This is a genomic window from Pseudomonas sp. SDO5591_S426 (genome assembly GCF_054070755.1).
This window is the reverse complement of record NZ_JBSVXD010000004.1, coordinates 1-17,179: the sequence shown is the minus strand read 5'-3', so window position 1 is coordinate 17,179 and position 17,179 is coordinate 1. Positions and strand designations below refer to the sequence as shown.

The 17,179-nt window shown below is 56.3% G+C and carries 18 protein-coding genes; 9 read left to right on the top strand and 9 right to left on the bottom strand.

Translation table 11 applies throughout. The features are described 5' to 3' along the window. Positions 1-275: 275 nt before the first annotated feature. Positions 276-2,441, top strand: coding sequence for a M48 family metallopeptidase (locus tag ACW9JC_RS01805; protein ID WP_457453199.1), 2,166 nt, complete (start codon positions 276-278; stop codon positions 2,439-2,441). A 35-nt stretch (positions 2,442-2,476) separates the two neighbouring features. Here ACW9JC_RS01805 and ACW9JC_RS01800 read toward each other — a convergent pair whose 3' ends face one another. Further along, positions 2,477-2,623: a DUF6966 domain-containing protein gene (locus ACW9JC_RS01800; protein WP_457453198.1), complete on the bottom strand. Its 147-nt coding sequence runs from the start codon at positions 2,621-2,623 to the stop codon at positions 2,477-2,479. A gap of 113 nt (positions 2,624-2,736) precedes the next feature. Here ACW9JC_RS01800 and ACW9JC_RS01795 point away from each other — a divergent pair, with 113 nt between their 5' ends. From ACW9JC_RS01795 to ACW9JC_RS01780, 4 genes are read left to right on the top strand one after another with little or no spacing between them, the layout of a single operon-like run. Continuing rightward, positions 2,737-3,264: a DUF4303 domain-containing protein gene (locus ACW9JC_RS01795; RefSeq protein WP_457453197.1), complete on the top strand. Its 528-nt coding sequence runs from the start codon at positions 2,737-2,739 to the stop codon at positions 3,262-3,264. 28 nt (positions 3,265-3,292) lie between these two features. Then, complete coding sequence (locus tag ACW9JC_RS01790) at positions 3,293-3,835, top strand: CbrC family protein (RefSeq protein ID WP_457453195.1); 543 nt, start codon at positions 3,293-3,295, stop codon at positions 3,833-3,835. 46 nt (positions 3,836-3,881) lie between these two features. Further along, positions 3,882-4,622 (top strand): hypothetical protein, encoded by a 741-nt coding sequence (locus ACW9JC_RS01785; protein ID WP_457453194.1) that lies wholly within the window; start codon positions 3,882-3,884, stop codon positions 4,620-4,622. Positions 4,623-4,627: 5 nt separating this feature from the next. Continuing rightward, a complete protein-coding gene (locus ACW9JC_RS01780) occupies positions 4,628-5,101 on the top strand; it encodes a hypothetical protein (RefSeq protein ID WP_457453192.1) in 474 nt (157 codons plus the stop codon). A gap of 265 nt (positions 5,102-5,366) precedes the next feature. On the opposite strand, the gene ACW9JC_RS01775 is transcribed toward ACW9JC_RS01780, so the two are convergent. The 8 genes from ACW9JC_RS01775 to ACW9JC_RS01740 all read right to left on the bottom strand — a co-directional run bounded on the left by ACW9JC_RS01775 (position 5,367) and on the right by ACW9JC_RS01740 (position 11,289). Next, positions 5,367-5,645 carry a DUF6966 domain-containing protein gene (locus ACW9JC_RS01775; RefSeq protein ID WP_457453191.1) on the bottom strand — a complete coding sequence of 93 codons (279 nt, stop codon included), beginning with the start codon at positions 5,643-5,645 and terminating at the stop codon, positions 5,367-5,369. Positions 5,646-5,664: 19 nt separating this feature from the next. After that, positions 5,665-6,012, bottom strand: coding sequence for a hypothetical protein (locus tag ACW9JC_RS01770; RefSeq protein WP_160389443.1), 348 nt, complete (start codon positions 6,010-6,012; stop codon positions 5,665-5,667). A gap of 39 nt (positions 6,013-6,051) precedes the next feature. Then, positions 6,052-6,960, bottom strand: coding sequence for an immunity protein Tsi6 family protein (locus tag ACW9JC_RS01765; protein ID WP_457453189.1), 909 nt, complete (start codon positions 6,958-6,960; stop codon positions 6,052-6,054). Between the two features lie 67 nt (positions 6,961-7,027). Further along, on the bottom strand, positions 7,028-7,291 hold the full coding sequence (locus tag ACW9JC_RS01760; RefSeq protein ID WP_457453188.1) for a hypothetical protein: 264 nt from the start codon (positions 7,289-7,291) through the stop codon (positions 7,028-7,030). Positions 7,292-7,333: 42 nt separating this feature from the next. Then, positions 7,334-8,449 (bottom strand): ADP-ribosylarginine hydrolase Tri1, encoded by a 1,116-nt coding sequence (tri1, locus tag ACW9JC_RS01755; protein WP_457453186.1) that lies wholly within the window; start codon positions 8,447-8,449, stop codon positions 7,334-7,336. Between the two features lie 52 nt (positions 8,450-8,501). Beyond that, complete coding sequence (locus tag ACW9JC_RS01750) at positions 8,502-9,107, bottom strand: SMI1/KNR4 family protein (RefSeq protein WP_457453184.1); 606 nt, start codon at positions 9,105-9,107, stop codon at positions 8,502-8,504. Positions 9,108-9,201: 94 nt separating this feature from the next. Continuing rightward, positions 9,202-9,435, bottom strand: coding sequence for a hypothetical protein (locus ACW9JC_RS01745; RefSeq protein WP_150715154.1), 234 nt, complete (start codon positions 9,433-9,435; stop codon positions 9,202-9,204). A 435-nt stretch (positions 9,436-9,870) separates the two neighbouring features. After that, positions 9,871-11,289, bottom strand: a complete 1,419-nt coding sequence (locus ACW9JC_RS01740; protein ID WP_457453182.1) for a DUF6861 domain-containing protein — start codon at positions 11,287-11,289, stop codon at positions 9,871-9,873. Positions 11,290-12,001: 712 nt separating this feature from the next. Between ACW9JC_RS01740 and tssI the strand changes: the two genes are divergently transcribed. The 4 genes from tssI to ACW9JC_RS01720 form a co-directional block, all read left to right on the top strand. After that, positions 12,002-13,852 carry a type VI secretion system tip protein TssI/VgrG gene (tssI, locus tag ACW9JC_RS01735; protein WP_457453180.1) on the top strand — a complete coding sequence of 617 codons (1,851 nt, stop codon included), beginning with the start codon at positions 12,002-12,004 and terminating at the stop codon, positions 13,850-13,852. An 11-nt stretch (positions 13,853-13,863) separates the two neighbouring features. Further along, on the top strand, positions 13,864-14,448 hold the full coding sequence (locus ACW9JC_RS01730) for a hypothetical protein (protein WP_457453281.1): 585 nt from the start codon (positions 13,864-13,866) through the stop codon (positions 14,446-14,448). A gap of 39 nt (positions 14,449-14,487) precedes the next feature. Beyond that, on the top strand, positions 14,488-14,955 hold the full coding sequence (locus ACW9JC_RS01725; protein WP_457453178.1) for a DcrB-related protein: 468 nt from the start codon (positions 14,488-14,490) through the stop codon (positions 14,953-14,955). Positions 14,956-14,958: 3 nt separating this feature from the next. Further along, a partial coding sequence (locus ACW9JC_RS01720) for a DUF6531 domain-containing protein (RefSeq protein ID WP_457453176.1) occupies positions 14,959-17,179 on the top strand: 2,221 nt, incomplete at its 3' end.

The window sequence follows — 17,179 nt, the reverse complement described above, 5'->3', positions numbered from 1 at the left end:
GAAAGGTTGAAGGATAAGTGTCATATAACCGGCAGGGAAGTGATGGCAATTTAGGATGTCGGAGAGATACAAGGCGTCCTTTGCGTTACTGAACGAGTGTTCGGGCAATATGGCGTTACATATCGTCGATATTTCTGTATAACGCGCCGGGTACGAGTGCGCCCCGTAACTTTCATGTCGGGCCGTGCAATAGCGTGGGGGCTTTCGGGCCTTCGTTAAATGGAATTTATGCTCGCCACGGATGTAAGGCGACGCGACTATTGAGGCCCTGTCTCATGAGAACGTTGAAACTCATTGCCGTACTTATTCTCCTGCCGCTTTGCCTTGGTTTGTTTGGCGCCTGGGAGTTACAACGCAGTTCGGAAAGCATCAAGGAATTCGCGGCTATCAACGCCGAACTGGGTGATATGCATGTCGAACTCGAAGCGATGGCTGCAAAGCCGGGATCGAGCTCGGCAATGGTCGATATCAATGGCAAGCGCATGAGTGTTGCCATGGCTCTATCGCGTATTGCTGACGCCGAGCACGACCTGACCATCCTGCAACCGGTGAGTGCCGTGATGAGCAATCTGGCCAAGGGTGTCATCGCCCTCGGCCTGCTGGCCTCCCTGGTCGGCGTATTGGGTCTGCTGGGCTTGCGCTGGGCCGGTGCCCGCGCGAGTCATTCCCGTGAACGTTTGCTGCACACCTTCAGCCGGGTTAGCCGCCTGTTGCCGTACCTGCTGGTGGGGCACATCGTCGCCATGGGCGCGGCGGTGGCGGCCATCCTCGGTTTCGAAGGCCTGGGGCTGTGGCACATGGGGAAAATGGCCGCTGGTGAATTCAAGCTGATGCTCATCGTGTTGATGCTGATGCTCGGTTTCCTGTATTCGATCTGGCAGATGGGCAAGCAGCTGCCGGTCATGCTGCGCATGTTCCAGCCCACGCCGATGAACGTTCTGGGCGAGGTCGTCACACCGCAACAGGCGCCGGCGTTGTGGGCCTATGTTCGCCAGCTGGCCGAGCAACTCGGCGCGCTGGCCCCCGAGCACATCGTGCTGGGCATGACCGAAGGCTTGTACGTCACCTCAAGCGACGTCAACCTGCTCCCGGCAGACACCACGCTCAAGGGCCGCACACTGCACGTGCCGATGCTGTACCTGGGCCTGCTCGATTCGGCGGAGACCGGCGCGGTCATCGGTCACGAACTGGCGCACTTCGCCGGTGCCGATACCGAGTACAGCCTGCGCTTCGTACCGATCTACGAGGGCATCGGCCGCAGCCTCGGGGTGATTGCCGAAACCATGTTGCAAAGCGATGTGCTGCAACGCACGACGCTGTGGCCGGCGTTCATGCTCGGTGAGTATTTCATGGAGCGTTTCGATCACGCGGTGAACCATTGGAGCCGCGTGCGGGAGCTGGCGGCGGACGCGGCGGGCGCGAAGCTGACAGGGAATATCGCCATCGCTTCGGCCTTGGTGCGCATCTCTGCCATCGACCCCTTGTTGCAGCAGGGGGTATCGACCCATGTGGCCCGAGCGACCAACCCCAGTGCCGAACACGTGCGTACCGGCGATTTGCCAGGCAGCCTGGTGCAGGAACTGGCCGCGCAGACGCTGACCCTGCCCGAGGAGGAAATGGCGGCCAGCCTGCCGCATCCATCGGACACTCATCCCTCCAATCTCGTACGGCTGGAATCCCTGCAAGTCACGGTCGAAGAGGCCGTCAGCCGCGGCACCCGCCCGATCAACGCGGCACAAGCCTGCGCCGCGATGGATCACTATTTCGCCGATCCCCAGGCATTGCGTGCCCGCATGACCGAGGACTTCCTCGGCCACTATGTGGAGCAGGACGCGGCGGTTGTGCAGGCGTTGCGTAGCCATGCCAGCAATGCCACGGAGGAAGTCCGGCTGCATGAAGGCGCACGATTGCGCGGGTGGATTACCCTGGGTTGCTTCTCGTTCTTCATGCTGTTGGGTCTGGGCCTGCTGGTCTTGCCGTGGCTGTTGCCGCAGGCTTCAGGGAGTAACAAATCGATGATACTGGTCGCTGGTGGGGGGCTCGTCGTATTGATGGCATGCCTGCTGCCGTTCTCGTTGCGCTTGCTCAAGCGGTCGAACAAGACCGCGTTGTTGCTGACGCCCGAACACTTTGTTTTTGCCAACCTCAAGGCACCACTGCCGATTCGGCACGTCGCTGATTTTGGTCTGCAAATGGGCCAGGGGCTGCACTTGAATCTGCTGCTGGAAGATGATGCCCCGATGCCTGAGTTGGCCTCGCGCTCGTTCTTTTCGCCTGATGCGAAGCTCGACAAGAAAAAGCGCTGGGTCCAGTTGCAGTTGATTCAGTTCTGCCGGGACGACAAAAAGCTCAAGAATGAGCAATTGGCGGAACTGATCGGCACCTACCTCAATGCAGGCACTGCGCGGCACTTGCTGCAACAGCGATTCGAGCAGGCCTGAAGGCTTTCAGCATCGGCAAGCGTGGGGCGCGGGGTTCAATGGCGCCCTGCGCAAAGCTGATGAAGATCTGATAGCAGCCCTTGCAGTTCGTTGTTTTCGTCCAGCAAGGGTGTTGCGTTTTCATACAGGACAACGTCGTTGATCGAGCCCATGCCGCCGTACAGCGACATCAATCGAGACAATGCGTACGCCGTATCCCGGGGTAGCGCACGCCCGCCTTTCTGTTCAGGGCCAGGGAAGTGGTCAACGATGTTGAGGGCACGGATGTGGAGGGTTTCATGAGGTTCTTTTTTGAATGAGCGACTCGGGCCAGATCAACGACCATTTTCAGCGAGATATTCAGGTAGCGTGCAAGAAAGCCATCGAGCAATTTCGCCAAGCGCACCCCTCCGCCGATGTCTGTGGGTTTGCGCTGTACTCAGACGCCGATGCGCGGACGCTGGTGCCGTCGTTCAACACGGCTGATCACTTGGCGCGCGTGCAGGCTGAAGATGCTGCTGAGCGAGCGTATTTCAAATGGTCACCCGCTGAATGGAGCCACGTAACCTTCGGTGGCGAACACTTCAACGCCCTGTCGAGCCTGTTGTGGGACTTGGCTGATTCGATTCCCGATGAAGATTTTGCACGTCACCGCGCGCTCGTTTTTGAACACTGTGTTGCGGCCTTGAAGTCGCTGACGACGTGCACGTTTGAGAACGCCATTTATGTATTCGCAGTCTCTGACTCTCAAAGCGTGCCGGAAGAAATCGCCTGGATTACGCAACTCAATACCCCCGAGCAAGCCCTCGAATTCAAGACATGGTTAGAGCAGGTCGAGCAATGAAAGGCATGCACTTAACAAGGATGCGCACATGACACTGCCCCACTTTATTTATCATCCAGATCCCGTCGGTAGCGGTTCGGTGCAAGCCTCTTACGCCACTTGCGTGAGCTGCAATCAGGCGCGAGGCTACATTTATGTGGGCCCGGTATACGCCATTGATGAATACGAAAACTGCATCTGTCCTTGGTGCATTGCCGACGGGAGTGCGCACCAGCGCCTGGGCGCGACGTTTGTCGATGACGGGAGTATCGGCCTGGACGTCGAAGACACGCTGAGCGAGGCGCAGATCGCCGAAGTCAGCCAGCGCACGCCTGGTTTTAATGGCTGGCAGCAAGAGTGCTGGTTCACTCACTGCGACGACGCAGCCGAGTTTGTCTGCAAGGCCGGCCATGCAGAGTTGCTTGAACTGGGCCCGGCAGCCATCGCCGCCGTTCAGGACTCAACAGGCTTGGAGGACGGTCCGCAGTGGCAAGCGTTCTTCAATGCCCTGGATAAGGATCATGGGCCTACCGCCTACCTGTTCAAATGTCGCCACTGCGCCACGCTGGGTGCTTACCAGGACAGCCATTGATACCCAAAGTGCTCAATCCGGGGCGACCCACAAGGAAGAAACTCTGATGACCGACGATCACACCCCCGACTTCACCAAAGTCCCCACCGGCATGCTGCCGTTCCCGCCTGTTGAAGACGTGTTTGTCGCCGATCAACTGGAACTGGCCAACCATCTGCACCCTTTGTTCAGTTTGGATATCAGCACCGTAAACCCCGAGTGGTCGGGGGTGCTGCACATGCTCAGCCCGTTGGAACCGTACGAGGGCCTTGTCGGCGAGCTGACCGAGTGGGACGGGTGCCATGGCTGCCTGCTGAAAACCAACTGGATCGGCTTCAAGGTCGAGCAAGGGCGCTATCGCTTGTGCGGCGATCCACGCTACTTCTTTCTGCACGAGGGGAATGCACAGCTGGCTGATCCTCACCCGGAGGCGAGAGCGGATCTGGAGCGGCACTACGCCGATCAGCACAGCGCTTATGCCGCCACCGTTGAAAGGTTTAAAACCAGCGGCGTGCTGGCGCGTGAGGATGGCGAACCGTTGTATGCAGTGGAATTTGTCGCGCAACTGGGCGGCGAAGTCGATGGCTGCGCCAACTGGGTGGAGGCGGTCGAATTTCCAATGCACATCGTTGAACTGGACCCCGACCGCGGCGATTCGAATGTCTACCCCCTGAGCCCTGCGAATAACCGGTTTTTCCACGTGGCAAGCGTTCCGGGCTGGCATTACCGGACGGCCGGCGCAGACATGATCATCATGTTCTACGAGCCGATTGAAGGCTTGGTACTATTCACCTTCGATTACAGTTGAATCCCATGAACAAGACCAAACTGCAAACTCTTGTAGTCAGAGTCAAAAAGTATCTCTTGATTATCTTTTTGCTCTGCCTTGTAGGCGCTCTCATCTATGCGTACCTGCACAAACCGGCGTTTCCTTCTGAGATAGTCCTGAAGCAGGACTTCATTGGGGGGCAGTCGATCTACATCGTTCAAGATGCCAGAGATCCAGATGAGCCCAAAAGCCTGAGGTTCTACGTCAACAATGGCGGCGGCAGGAATAATGAGACGATGAAGGTGCGCCTCGGCAAGACCCCGGCCTTCCTGGTCTCGGACACTGACTTGAAAGACGTGGTAATCCAGCGTGTCTCCAACGGCCTGCACATCAAACTCAAAGGCGCAGTCTCGAATTACCGGAGCAACCTTTACCTTGAAGACGGCGACACTTACACCACCTACCGTGTAAGCCTTGAGCAAGTCGAAACGCGACCGCCCTTGCCGAGCGGTCGGTAAGCTTGTTTCAGCAAGGCAATCACTGCACAGAAAACCGCAATCGCCAGCGCCGGCCACTGCATTGGCAAATCGATGATACTGGTTGCTGGCGGGGGGCTGGTCGTATTGATGGCGTGCCTGCTGCCATTCTCGTTGCGCATGCTCAAGCGGGCGAACAAGACGGCGTTGTTGCGGACGCCCGAGCACTTGGTATCTGCGAACCTAAAGGCGCCATTGCCGATCCGGCACATCGCCGATTTTGGCCTGCAATCGTGGGGTGCGAAGTTCAATGGCACCCTGCGCAGAGCTGATGGAGGTCTGATAGCAGCGTCTGAAGTTCGTTATTTTCGGCCAGCAAGGGCGTTGTGTCTTCATACAGAACAACGTTGTTGATCGAGCCCATGCCGCCGTACAGCGACATCAATCGAGACAGCGCGTACGTCGTATCGTGGGGCAGCGCAAGGCTGCACTCCTCAAGTCTGTCGGCCCATTGCGGGTGACCGAATCTCCTCAGTAGTTCTGCTGTTCGGGCAAGGTTCGAGGAGATCTTGCAGATGTCTTTCATGGTGACAGTCCTGAGCGAATCATTTATCAAAGTTCACAACGCTGACGGAACCATTGTGCCAATCGACCGAGTAACTGAGGCCATTCCAGTTACCAACGATCAACGCCCCGTTTTTGTCGCACTGAAGACTCATGTAGGGCTTGTCTGCTTGCGTGCCGTGGGGACTTTCCTGGATGAACCAAACCACCTTTCCATGCCTCGATAGTGCAAGGATGTTTTTGTTGAAAATGACATTTGAAGGGGACTCGATCAGGACCGCGAGCCTGTCGTCATGCTGCAAGGCGACTTTGACCGGGTGAGGCAGGTGAATGGATTGATCTGCTATCCAAAGGGTGCCGTTGTCAACGTGGTACCAGGTTTCGGTCATGACGTTACCTCTAGTGTTATCCCTGAAGTCGCAGCAATTTCATGTGCGAGGAAAACTTTCCGGGGGCAACCCGTTAGGCGGCTGAATCTTCAGGCCGCGTGCAATCTGAATGCCTATGTAGAAGGCATCCCCCAGTACGCCAGCAAGTTCAGGATCGTCGGCTTCAAACTCTTTGCTGGCCCAAGCGCCGATAGTCAATTGGTGCAACCGGGCTTTATCTTTTTCAACGCCCAGCAACACGTCTTTGATGAATTGCAATTGGATTAACGAGCTTGAGTAGATCTGGAACTCTGGACAGCCGTTGTATCTCAGGGCGGTGATGGTTATCGCATTGTCGATGTAGTCGAGGGCCGTCATAGGCGTTTTCAGACGGCGGTCCTTATCGGCTCCAGCGGTTTGATAGCTGCGCGACGCTACGTACTCATCAAACATTCGAACCTGCTCACCGGTCAGGGCACAGTCTCGATCATAACCAACGCGTTTTCTATAGGTCAGGAATTGTTCTGATTCTGGTCCTTGGGACAGCAGCGAAACAATCGCCGCACATTGCGTGAGCCAATAGATCTCGAACGAGGATTCAGTGCCTCGACAATAACCAAGATCTGTCGCTTTGCCGTACAAGTCACTCGCCAGTTGGCTGGCGTAATCGCGGTTTATCGTGGTCTCTGAAGTCCCGTCGGCCGGGTCATTCGCTATGACGAAAACCCGATAACGCTGCAACAGGAGGGCATCCACAAGCGTCAGGTCCGGGCAGGCGGGGGGCATCAGCGGGACAAACACTTCTGGCTCACGATTGATCGGTAGCCAGGACAGGTTCCTTTCCACTCGGGAAAGTGGCTTGTCCACTTCGGTCTGGGGGGCTGCATCGACAACCTGCTCGGTGGGGGCGGGTGGAAGAGGGGTCTTTTGCCCGAATAGGGTTTTCAAACGATGCAGTAGTTTTGACATGGGATGTCCGTTCAAGGATTTTGATTTTGAGGGCAGCGGTCCACGAGGACGAAGTGACGAGCTTGCCTTAGATGGCTGTTCCTCTATTGGCCCCCGGCTGCACAATCAGCAGATCATCCAGCTCTCTGCGGCGACATCTCATGGCAAACGCCAGGGCTGTATCAAGATCCGTTTGGAAGAGATCGAAGTTTGCCCGGTCAATTTGGTAATACTCCTCGTAGTCGACCATGCCGTTGCTGACTGGAATCGACAGGTAAAGGCGACCTGTAGTCTCATCGACGCCTAAGGTAAATATGTGTTCACGGCTTGTGAATACGTCACTGAGTTTCATCGTGTCCTTGAACTGGTGTCTGGGGTATTTATCCGTGTCGTTTCAGCGATTCCCATAAATCACTTCGTCCATCTCGTCATGGAGTGGGGCGCTTTCGAATAACTTTTGCGCCAGGTCTTGAATGTGTTCTGACCAGGCGACCGTTCTGACCCATTCTTCAGGCATGCCCGTCACCCCATACAGTGCCCCGGCTATCTGGCCGGCTGTAGCTGCCACGCTGTCGGCGTCGTCCGCCAGATTGGCCGCCAACAGGATTGCATCCTTGAAGTTGTCGGTGTTCCAGACCGCCCACAGAGCGGCTTCCAGCGTATCGATGACATAGCCGGAGGAGCGGATCTGATCGCGGGTTTTTTGTTTGTATTCGCCAGCGTTGATGATCAAGGGGCGGGGATACAAGGCGCGAACCATTGACGACAGGGTTTCTTCCTTGTTCGCGCCATTGAGGGCCAGGTGCAGTTGAGCGCCGAGCAGTTCGCAGCAATTTACGGCTTCTGCAGCCCTGTGGGTGCAGCGGCTTTGTGCCGCGCTTTCCCGCCAGGTACCGGACAAGGAGTGGCGACGGAAAATGGCGGTCGGTGCCAGCCTGATGATTGTTCCGTTGCCGGCTGTGGATGGGTGAGCGTTGCCGTACCAGTCGACGCCTTGCGCCATCAGGCCTTCCAGTGCGGTACGAGTGGCGTTACCAATGTCAAAGCACTTTCCGTTATGGCTGTTTTCGCCATTTTTATACCAGCGACAAAGCCTCTGCGTGTAGTCGCGGAAATCGAATTCGTTGTTTGCCACGTAAGTGTCTGCGAGAGCCAGTGCCATGCTCGTATCGTCAGTCCACTCTCCCGGTTTCAGATTGAAAGGGCCACCGCCAACCATGTCACTGACATGTTGACGATCACGGGGCAGAAACTCGAGCGTTGTACCCACGGCATCGCCAATCGCGAGCCCCAGCAGGCAACCCTTTGCGCGGTCCAGCGCCTGCTCTTCTGTGAGGGTACAAGGCCTGGAAGTCAGCCACTCAGGCTTCCTGGCCGGAAATTTGGGTGCGTCCGGCTGCAACGTAGGGTCCATGCGCTGACGCAGTTGAGGAGACGGAGGTGGGAGCAGGTGGTCGTAACGCTCGGTGTATTGGGTGAGCGCTTCGTTTGAGCTTCTGAGATCAAACATGGTTTTTTAACCTCTTGGTGCGAGGCAGTGATGTTCCACGACAAAGCGTTCCTTATGGCAAATACGCCTTAATTCTCTTGACGAGAAATTCGTAAAAATTGTTCGCATACAATAAGTTCTTCCCTGACGGGATTCTAACGAAAATCTGGCATTCTTCGCCGTTATAGGTGTCGTAATCGAAGAAAAAAACCTCGCCAAAGTCGGTTTCGCTGATGACTACTTTTTTAGCAGTTGTTGATTTGTGTTTTAGGCCATTGATGTGCTGGAAAACTATATCTCCACCATTGATGTCCTCGAAGTTCATTCCATAGATGCTATATATTTCCTCCGTCCCGACTTCTCCTCCTGCATAATTGAGAAGGAACCATTTGTAGGATGCAGGCAGTTTATGGCGGATTTTTTCCTCGGCTTTTACCAGCCAGTCATCAGACACAGCGTCAGCGGGTGATCCAAGCGCGGCGATATCCGGATGTTGTTTTATCAGGTTCTCTAGCTCAAGTATTGTTGGTTTATTCATTGTCTGTCTCGGACGTTGTTTTTTTGTTTTTAAGTGAGGTTTTTTGTCCGTAAATAGTCGTTTTGGATTCAGTTTTGATGGTGTTCGACGAGCATTTCGAGTTCTTTTGCGGGTTGCTGTTATCAATCGCTCAATGTTCATCTTTTCATCGTGCGGTGAAGATCCGAAATTTTTGTGAAGCGGTATTTGCAACATTACAGAGGTGTAACCGTTGATGGTGTGATATCACGTGCCATTATCGACGAGAGCGACCTCTATTGTAGTCTTGGCGGGTGATCTCCTCACCGAAGCGCAGCGCTTCATTGAATAAACGGTTGTCATGAGGGACTGGTTGAATGCTCTCTTCGTCGCCGTAAAAACGTACGAATACCTGCTTCGAAGGATGGTCCCAACGATAGGTGACTTCTTCGTATGGGTAGTCGATAAAAATGTCTTCGTTGGCGAAACGCTCACCTTTCTCAATTGCCATTTAATTCTCTCGCGGCGTTGCATTGCTGCGTCGTTGATCGCCAACTCCGTCTGAAAGCCCAAGAACAACAAGATTTTTTAAAAAAAACACGGCACCAAACATTGACCTGTCACGACATATCGCCCAATTTCAGACCCGTTCAAATGCGTCCCATAACATCTGTCGAATAGAATCCAGTCTTGCATTAGCTGCGATTCGTTGTTCAGAGGTACCTCGATCAATGTAGACGTCTGAGAAACCTGATTTACTGCCTGCCATTGTCCTATAAATTGAAGTCGCTTGTGCCCATTCATTGCTGTTCGGCAAAGGGTCATCGGAAAGTATGCGGATTATCGCGTTTATTCCCGCATCAAAGTTTCGGCAGTTCTCGCTGTGAAAAATATCTTTGAGCTCGGTGAGCAGGCTTATTAGATCTGTGTTTTTCATAAGGTTCCGTCACTTAATAGGTGTAGGGCTGCCGATAACTTCAACGCCTGGTATTTTCCAGGGCTCTTGCACGAAAATTTGATTTATATTTGGTCCGCCAACAAATATTCCTCCCTGGTTTCCCACCGGCCCTTCATACACCATGGTACCAGCAGGAATTTTAATAGTGAATACGGAGTTTACAGGAGAGGTCCCCGTTAGCTCTCCCGTAAGCGGGTCGATCCATTGAGGCTTAACAGCGGTGTCAATTCTCACCTGCGCAACCGAGTCTGGAGCCTGCTCTGTAAACCACTGCCCTAAGGCTTTTCCATTGATGTCGCCACCTCGAAAAAGAGTGATGTCATCGGAGAGTTCAACTGCCTTGTAACGCCCCCCTGAAAAGTTTCCTGAAGGGCTGCCACGCAGTTCCGCCAGTGGGCCGGGATTATTAATCATGTCAAACTCACCGACGACTTTTCCGGGTAAAGTGGCGTGCTGTGGATGTGTTGGTTTATCGATTTTTTGGATTAAGGTATTTTTGGATTGAGTTGGTTCGGAATACTTGAATGTATTCTCAGCCTTCACCAAAGGCGCCGGTTCCCTCACCCGCAACTCATCCCGAGCCAGCAACTTCTGCTCATTCCTTGCCAACCAACCCGCCAGCTCCTTGTTCGATATCTCTGCCTGAAGCTTCGCGCTGCGGGTCGCGATGCTTTCCATGCTGTTCATCACACCCGCTTTCATCTGACCCCGGGTCAGGTAGGTGACGATGGCGGTGAGCAACAGCAGTACCAGTTGCTCCTGTCCGCGAGCCAGTTGTCGTGCCGCGCGTTCGATACGTTCCTGTACCAGTGCGGCGGAACCGCCGCTGGGGTCCAGGCCGGACGGTTTGACGCCTTCTTCGGCGTGCCAGGCTGTGGCGATGCCTTCCTGCAAGGTCGAGAGGCAGGCGGGCAGGCCCTGGTAAAAATACTCGGCGATGGCGGACAGGCCCAGGCCCATGAGAATCAGGTTACCGACCTGCAAGCCGATACCGGCCCCGGCAGCGGCTCCGGGGGCAGCGCCGACGCCGAATGCGAAGGCCCCCGCTGCGCCGCCGGCCACGGTGCCGATCGCCACGCTGCCGCCGAGAATCATCGAGACTTCCTTGACCAGTTGCAGCAGCACCGGCAGGATCTGCTCGATTTCAATCGAGGCCCATTTGCGCTTGAGGTCCATCTGGATGATCGGGTAGGAGAGGGTCATCGCCTGATGCACCGCATCGATGCGATGACCGCCCATGTAGCCATAGGCCTGGCTCGCGCCATTGCTGACACGCCGGGTGAAACCGTTCCAGTTGTCGTGAACGCTCTGCAGGCCGTCGTTGACGCCCTGGTTCAGCTCGCTGAATTTCTGGTCGAGGTTGCGTTCGACATCGGCCCAGCTGGGCACGTTGGCTAAAAGATCCATTTACTTGTCACTGTCCTTGGGGGAAAGGCGCTTCCTTGTTGCTGCGGTCGAGCTGTCGAATATTCACTTCATTGCCGAAGTAATGGCTTTCTGCCGCACTTCAGACTGCGCGGCGGGATGGAAAATTCAACATGGATCCCATTTTTTGTTATTCGCATTACATTCGGCAATGATGGCAATAAGGCATTAGCTGCCAATCAGTGGCACCTGACTTCCCGTTCATCCTTGATATATCGGCGTTTCTGGCCAGCCAGCGGGACGATAATTATTTTTCAGGGAATGTCCTGAACTGAGTTCGAAGTGCGTGGAAGTACCCGCATTCACTGAGAGTGGGTTGACACAGTGCATGACATGGGTGTCTCCTTCCCGCGTTCAGAACCTGTGATACCTGCAAAAGTGTGACAAATTTCTCAAATATTTTTTGAGTGATGGCACTTTCATACTGTCTTGAGGTCGCAGTTCCTCACGTAATATTTCGTGTGAGCAGTTTCGCTGGATGTTTAAGAGAGCTCGATGGAAATGAAGAGTGTTCTGTAGGTTGTCTCTTACAAAACATACAGATTGACTCATGCCGCCGTCCGAAAACATAGGGTGGCGAAGTGTTCGCCCAAATCAATGTTGCGGCAAACAGCGTTTAACCCTCTTACCTGATTCGTTATGCGCAGTGGTTGAGAGAGGGCGGTAGCTTTCCACTGTTTTCAAGGAGATACACATGTTGATGGACCTTGCCGCAATGCTTTCCCCGCAAAATCGGCGCCTGTTCAAGTTCAAGAACCTCGCCAACCCCGAGCAACAATTGTTGCTTGAGTCCTTCAGGGGAACGGAAGGTCTGTCCCGTGCGTACAACTTCGAATTGCTGCTGGTGTGCCAGGACTCCGGCGTCGAGCTGAAGTCGATGATGGGCCAGCACGTGGTTCTGGAAATCGAGCTGGCGGATGCCTCGCCTCGTTACCTGGCAGGCTACCTCACGCGGTTTGCCAGCATCGGCAGCGACGGTGGAATGGCCCGCTATACGGCGACGCTGAACCCGTGGTTCTCGATGCTGAAAAACCGCTTCGACACGCGCATTTTCCAGGGCTGTACGGTGGAAGATGTCGTCACCCAGGTGTTTGCGTTGTGCCCGGCGTTTTCCCGGCACGAGTTTCGCCTGAGCAAGCCGCTCAAGCATTACACCTACATCACCCAGTACCGTGAAACGGACTTCAACTTTGTCCAGCGCCTGCTGGAAGAAGAGGGGATGTTCTACTACTTCGAGCACACCGCCGAAGGTCACACCATGATCATCTGCGACGACTCTAGCACGCTGCTGCCGTTGCCTGAACAACCGCAGATCCGCTACCACACGGCATCGGTCACCGAGACCGCCGACTCCATCACCCAATGGAGCGGCAATCGCCAGTTGCAATCCGGGAAAATCGCGGTCCAGACCTTCGATTATCGTCAGCCGTCCAATCGCTTGCCGGTCGCCATGAAGAGCCTGAACAAGCAGGGCGATGTCGACGAATTCGAAATCTACGACTTCCCCGGCCAGTACACTCACGGCACCTACGACGAAGGCGAAACGCTGCTGCGGCTGCGGGTCGAAGCGCTTGAGCTCAAGGGCAAGAGTTTTCATGGCGCCAGTAACTGCCGTGCGATGAAACCCGGCTACACCTTCGAACTGCTGCAGCATTACGATCACGATCAAGGCCCTGCCGAGGATCGTCAGTTCCTGCTGATGAGCGTCGAAAGCGAAGGCCACAACAACTACCTCAGCGGGCATCAGGCGAGTTATTACAACACCTTCGCCTGCGTGCGCAAAAAGATCGTCTTCCGACCTCAACTCACTACTCCGCGCCCGACCATCTCCGGCCCGCAAACCGCGATCATCGTCGGCCCGCCGGGGGAGGAAATCTTCACCGACGAACTCGGTCGGGTGAAGGTGCAGTTTCACTGGGACCGCAAGGGCGAGCACAACGACAAGAGCTCCTGCTGGGTCCGCGTCGCCCAGGCCGGTGCCAGTGGCGGTTTCGGCAGCATCCAGATTCCCCGTGTGGGCGATGAAGTCGTGGTGGTGTTCCTCGACGGCAACCCCGACCGCCCGCTGGTCATGGGCAGCCTCTACAACAGCCAGAACACCCCGCCGTGGTCGCTGCCGGCGAACAAGACCCAGAGCGGGTTCCTGACGCGGTCGATGAAGGGCGACGGCGGTACGGCGAACTTCTTCCGTTTCGAAGACAAGGCCGGTGCCGAGCAGATCATCATGCACGCCGAGCGCAACCTGGACACCGAGATCGAGGTCGACGAGATCCACAGTGTCGGCAGCAATCGCACGATCACGGTCGGTGGCACGCACACCGAAACGATCAAGAAAGACACGGTGATGAATGTCCAGGAAGGCTCGCTGACGATCCAGGTCGACAACCAGTTCATTCAGGTCAGTGCCAAACAGCACATCATTCTTCAGGTGGGCGGCAGCAGTATCAAGCTGACGCCCGAAGGCATCGAAATAAAGGGCGACGCCATCGATATTCTTGGCAAGAACACCTACGTCCACGGTGACCGTGTCGATATCAACAAGTGAGCAATCAGACCATGGTCAGGACCAGTATCTACGACCGTATTTCCGAGAAGCGGCTCGCGGCCGAGACACTTGCGCGACAGCAGTTACAGGAGGCTGCCGAGGCTTCGCCCGCTGTCATCGAGCCTGAGCCGGTAGCGGTGGTGCCGCTGCAATTGACGCGCAATGAATTGAAAGTCGCGGGGCTGAACCTGGTAATGCCGCAAGGCTTCAATTTCCGCGACATCGATACAACGCTCGAAAAGCATGGGCATCCCGTCACGTTCAGTGTCAAGCGTCGTCCTGCACCTGAAGGGCTGACGCTGCAACGCTCGGTGCAGTTGTATGTGGAGAACCTGCGCAAAAACCACCCCGACGTCACCATTGTGCGCCAGAGCGATTGCCTGCTGGCTGGCAGCCCGGCGATAACCCTGGATTATATATTCACGGCGGGACAGGAGCGTCGCCACGGTAGAGCGACCAGCGCAGTCATCCAGCCCGGCCATGGTAACGAGCGCCAATGGTTGAGCATGTCGACGATGATCAATCCCGCTCATGCAGAGCTAGCCGATTGGCTGATCGAGTTCGAGACGATGCTCGAAAACATCAGCGTCGACTAAACATTTTCCCCTTTCACGCATTCACGGAACACACGCCCAATGGACTATCAGCTTCAGGAAGGATCCATCACTTTGCCGGAAGGTTTTCAGGACCGCACGGTGAACATGTTTGTGCTCGGCAACAGCATTCCTGCGCCGCTGAACATCACACTGTCGCGCGACAACATGCTGCCGGCAGAGGATCTGAAGGCTTACATCGAGCGCCAGGTAAAACTCATTGCCGCCAAACTGCGCGGCTATACCTTGCTCAGCAAGAAGCCGGCAGCGCTGTCCGGGGAGCAACCGTTCTCCGGCATCCAGGTGGATGCCTACTACATGAACGATGGTCGACCGGTGTACCAACGGCAGGCAGCGTTCGAAATCGAACCCGGTCGCATCCTGGTGTTTTCCACGACCAGCCAGGCTGATTTCAGCGCCACACAAAACCAGAATTGGTTGCAGCTGCTGGCAAGTTTCAAACCGCGTCAGGCCGATACGGTGTCCACCGACAGCGCCGAACAGGAGTAACCCATGTTCGAAGCTGCGCGTTGGGGCGATGAAATTGAACACACCAGTGCGCTCGGCGGGTTTCTCGCCGGCGCAGTGATCGGGCTTGCAATTGCGACGGCTGCCGCATTCACGATCTGCACGGCGGGGCTCGGCGGCATTCTGCTGGGGATTGCCGTAGGGCTGGCTGCCAGTTTCGTCCCCATGATTGGCGAAAGCATAGGGTCGGCAATGAGTTCGCCCGCAGGTGGGATCAAGCTCGAAGGCTGCTCCACGGATGTGTTCATCAACAGCCGTAATGCCGCCCACGCAAAATTGAGCATGGGTATTTGCGATAAACACCCAGCACCTGTAATGGTTGCCGAAGGCTCCTCCAACGTTTTCATCAACAATGTGGCGGCTTCGCGCAAGGGTGACAAACTCACCTGCGGCGCGAAGATCTCCAGCGGCTCGAACAATGTGTTCATTGGCGGCGGGACTGAGCGCTATCTCGATGTCGACGAAGAAATTCCCGGCTGGCTGCGGGTCACCGTCGACGTGCTGATGATCGTCGCCTCGATGGGCCGCGCAATAGGTCCGATCTTCAGGCTGGGTATGACACAAGGTCTGAAGGCGGCCGGACCTTGCGCATTGAAATTCGGCGCGGCCGTGGCGGGCAGCTATCTGGCCGGTCGCTTTGTCATCGGTCCGGCCGTTGAGCGCGCAATCGGCGGTTTGAGCGGCAATCCCGTCGACCTTACCAGCGGGCGCAAGCTGTTGCTCGAGTCGGGAGAAACCGACTTTGCGCTGCCGGGGCTCATGCCGATTGAATGGTCGCGCTTCTATGCCAGCGATCTGACTGTCGACAGCGTGCTCGGCAAAGGCTGGGTATTGCCTTGGGAGCAAAGCCTGCGCAGAAGCGGCAGCTTCGTCTACCTCACGGATAACCAGGGGCGCAGCGTGCCCTTTGTGGATGTGGAGCCCGGCGATCGCATCTATAACCCCTATGAGCAACTCCACCTGGTCCGCACCGAAGGCGGCCACTACCTGCTGCAAACCCTCGACAACCTGTTCTTCTACTTCGGCGAGGTGCCGGACGACAACAGCGATGTTCCGCTGCAGCGCCTGGAAAATGCCCTTGGGCATTACCTGCATTTCACCCGTACGACAGAAGGCCGGTTGACCGACATCAGCGCCACTGGCGGTGTTCGCGTGCACCTGCACTATGACAACCCGCTGGGGCGCCTGACCGACGTCAAGCGCGTCGTCGACAACGTGGCGGTTGAAACCCTGGTGCAGTACCGCTATGACGACAACGGCCAACTCATCGAGGTGATCAATCGCAACAGCGATTCGATGCGCCGTTTCAGCTACGCCGATGGTGTGATGGCCAGCCACAGCAACGCCTTGGGCCTGAGCTGTCATTACCGCTGGGAAACCCTTGAAGGCCAGCTGCGTGTGGTGGAGCACTGGACCAGCGATGGCGAACACTTTCACTACCGCTACGACTTCAAGCACCGCACCTCGTGGGCCACTGACGCGCTGGGGCGCGAGCTGCAGATCCACTACAACGACGATCGCCGCGTGATTGCCAGTCGCGACTTCGGCGGTGAGCAGTACGCCATCGACCTCGACGAAGCCGGCAACATGACCGGTCTCAAGCTGCCGGATGGCAACCGGTTGGGGTTCAAGTACGATGACTTTTCGCGTTTGCTTGAAGAAACCGACCCGCTGGGTCGCAAGATCAAATACAAGCACCACCTCGGCACTACCCTGGTCACCGAAACGACCTTCCTCGACGGCAGCACCTGGCAGGCCCGCTATGACGCCAAGGGCAACTTGATCGCCGAAGTCGACGCCCTGGGCAATAAAACCGAATACCTCAACGGCGACGACGGCCTGCCGCACACCATCATCGACGCGACCCACAAGTCCAAATACCTGTGGTGGAACACCCTGGCCCAGGTCGAACGCTTCCAGGATTGCTCGGGTAAAAACACCACCTACCGCTTCGACGAGCGCCAGCACCTGGTCGCCGTCACCGACGCGCTGGGCCAGACCACCACGCTGGAACGCAAACCCGACGGCGAAGTGCTGCGCATCCATCATCCGGACGGCAGCGCCGAATCCTTCACCTACAACGCCCTCGGCCAGGTGCTGACGCATACCGACGGCAAAGGCCAGACCACGCGCCTGCTGCGCACCGCCCGTGGATTGCCGAGCAGCCGTCAGGACGCCAAGGGCCAGCGCATCCGCTACGAATACG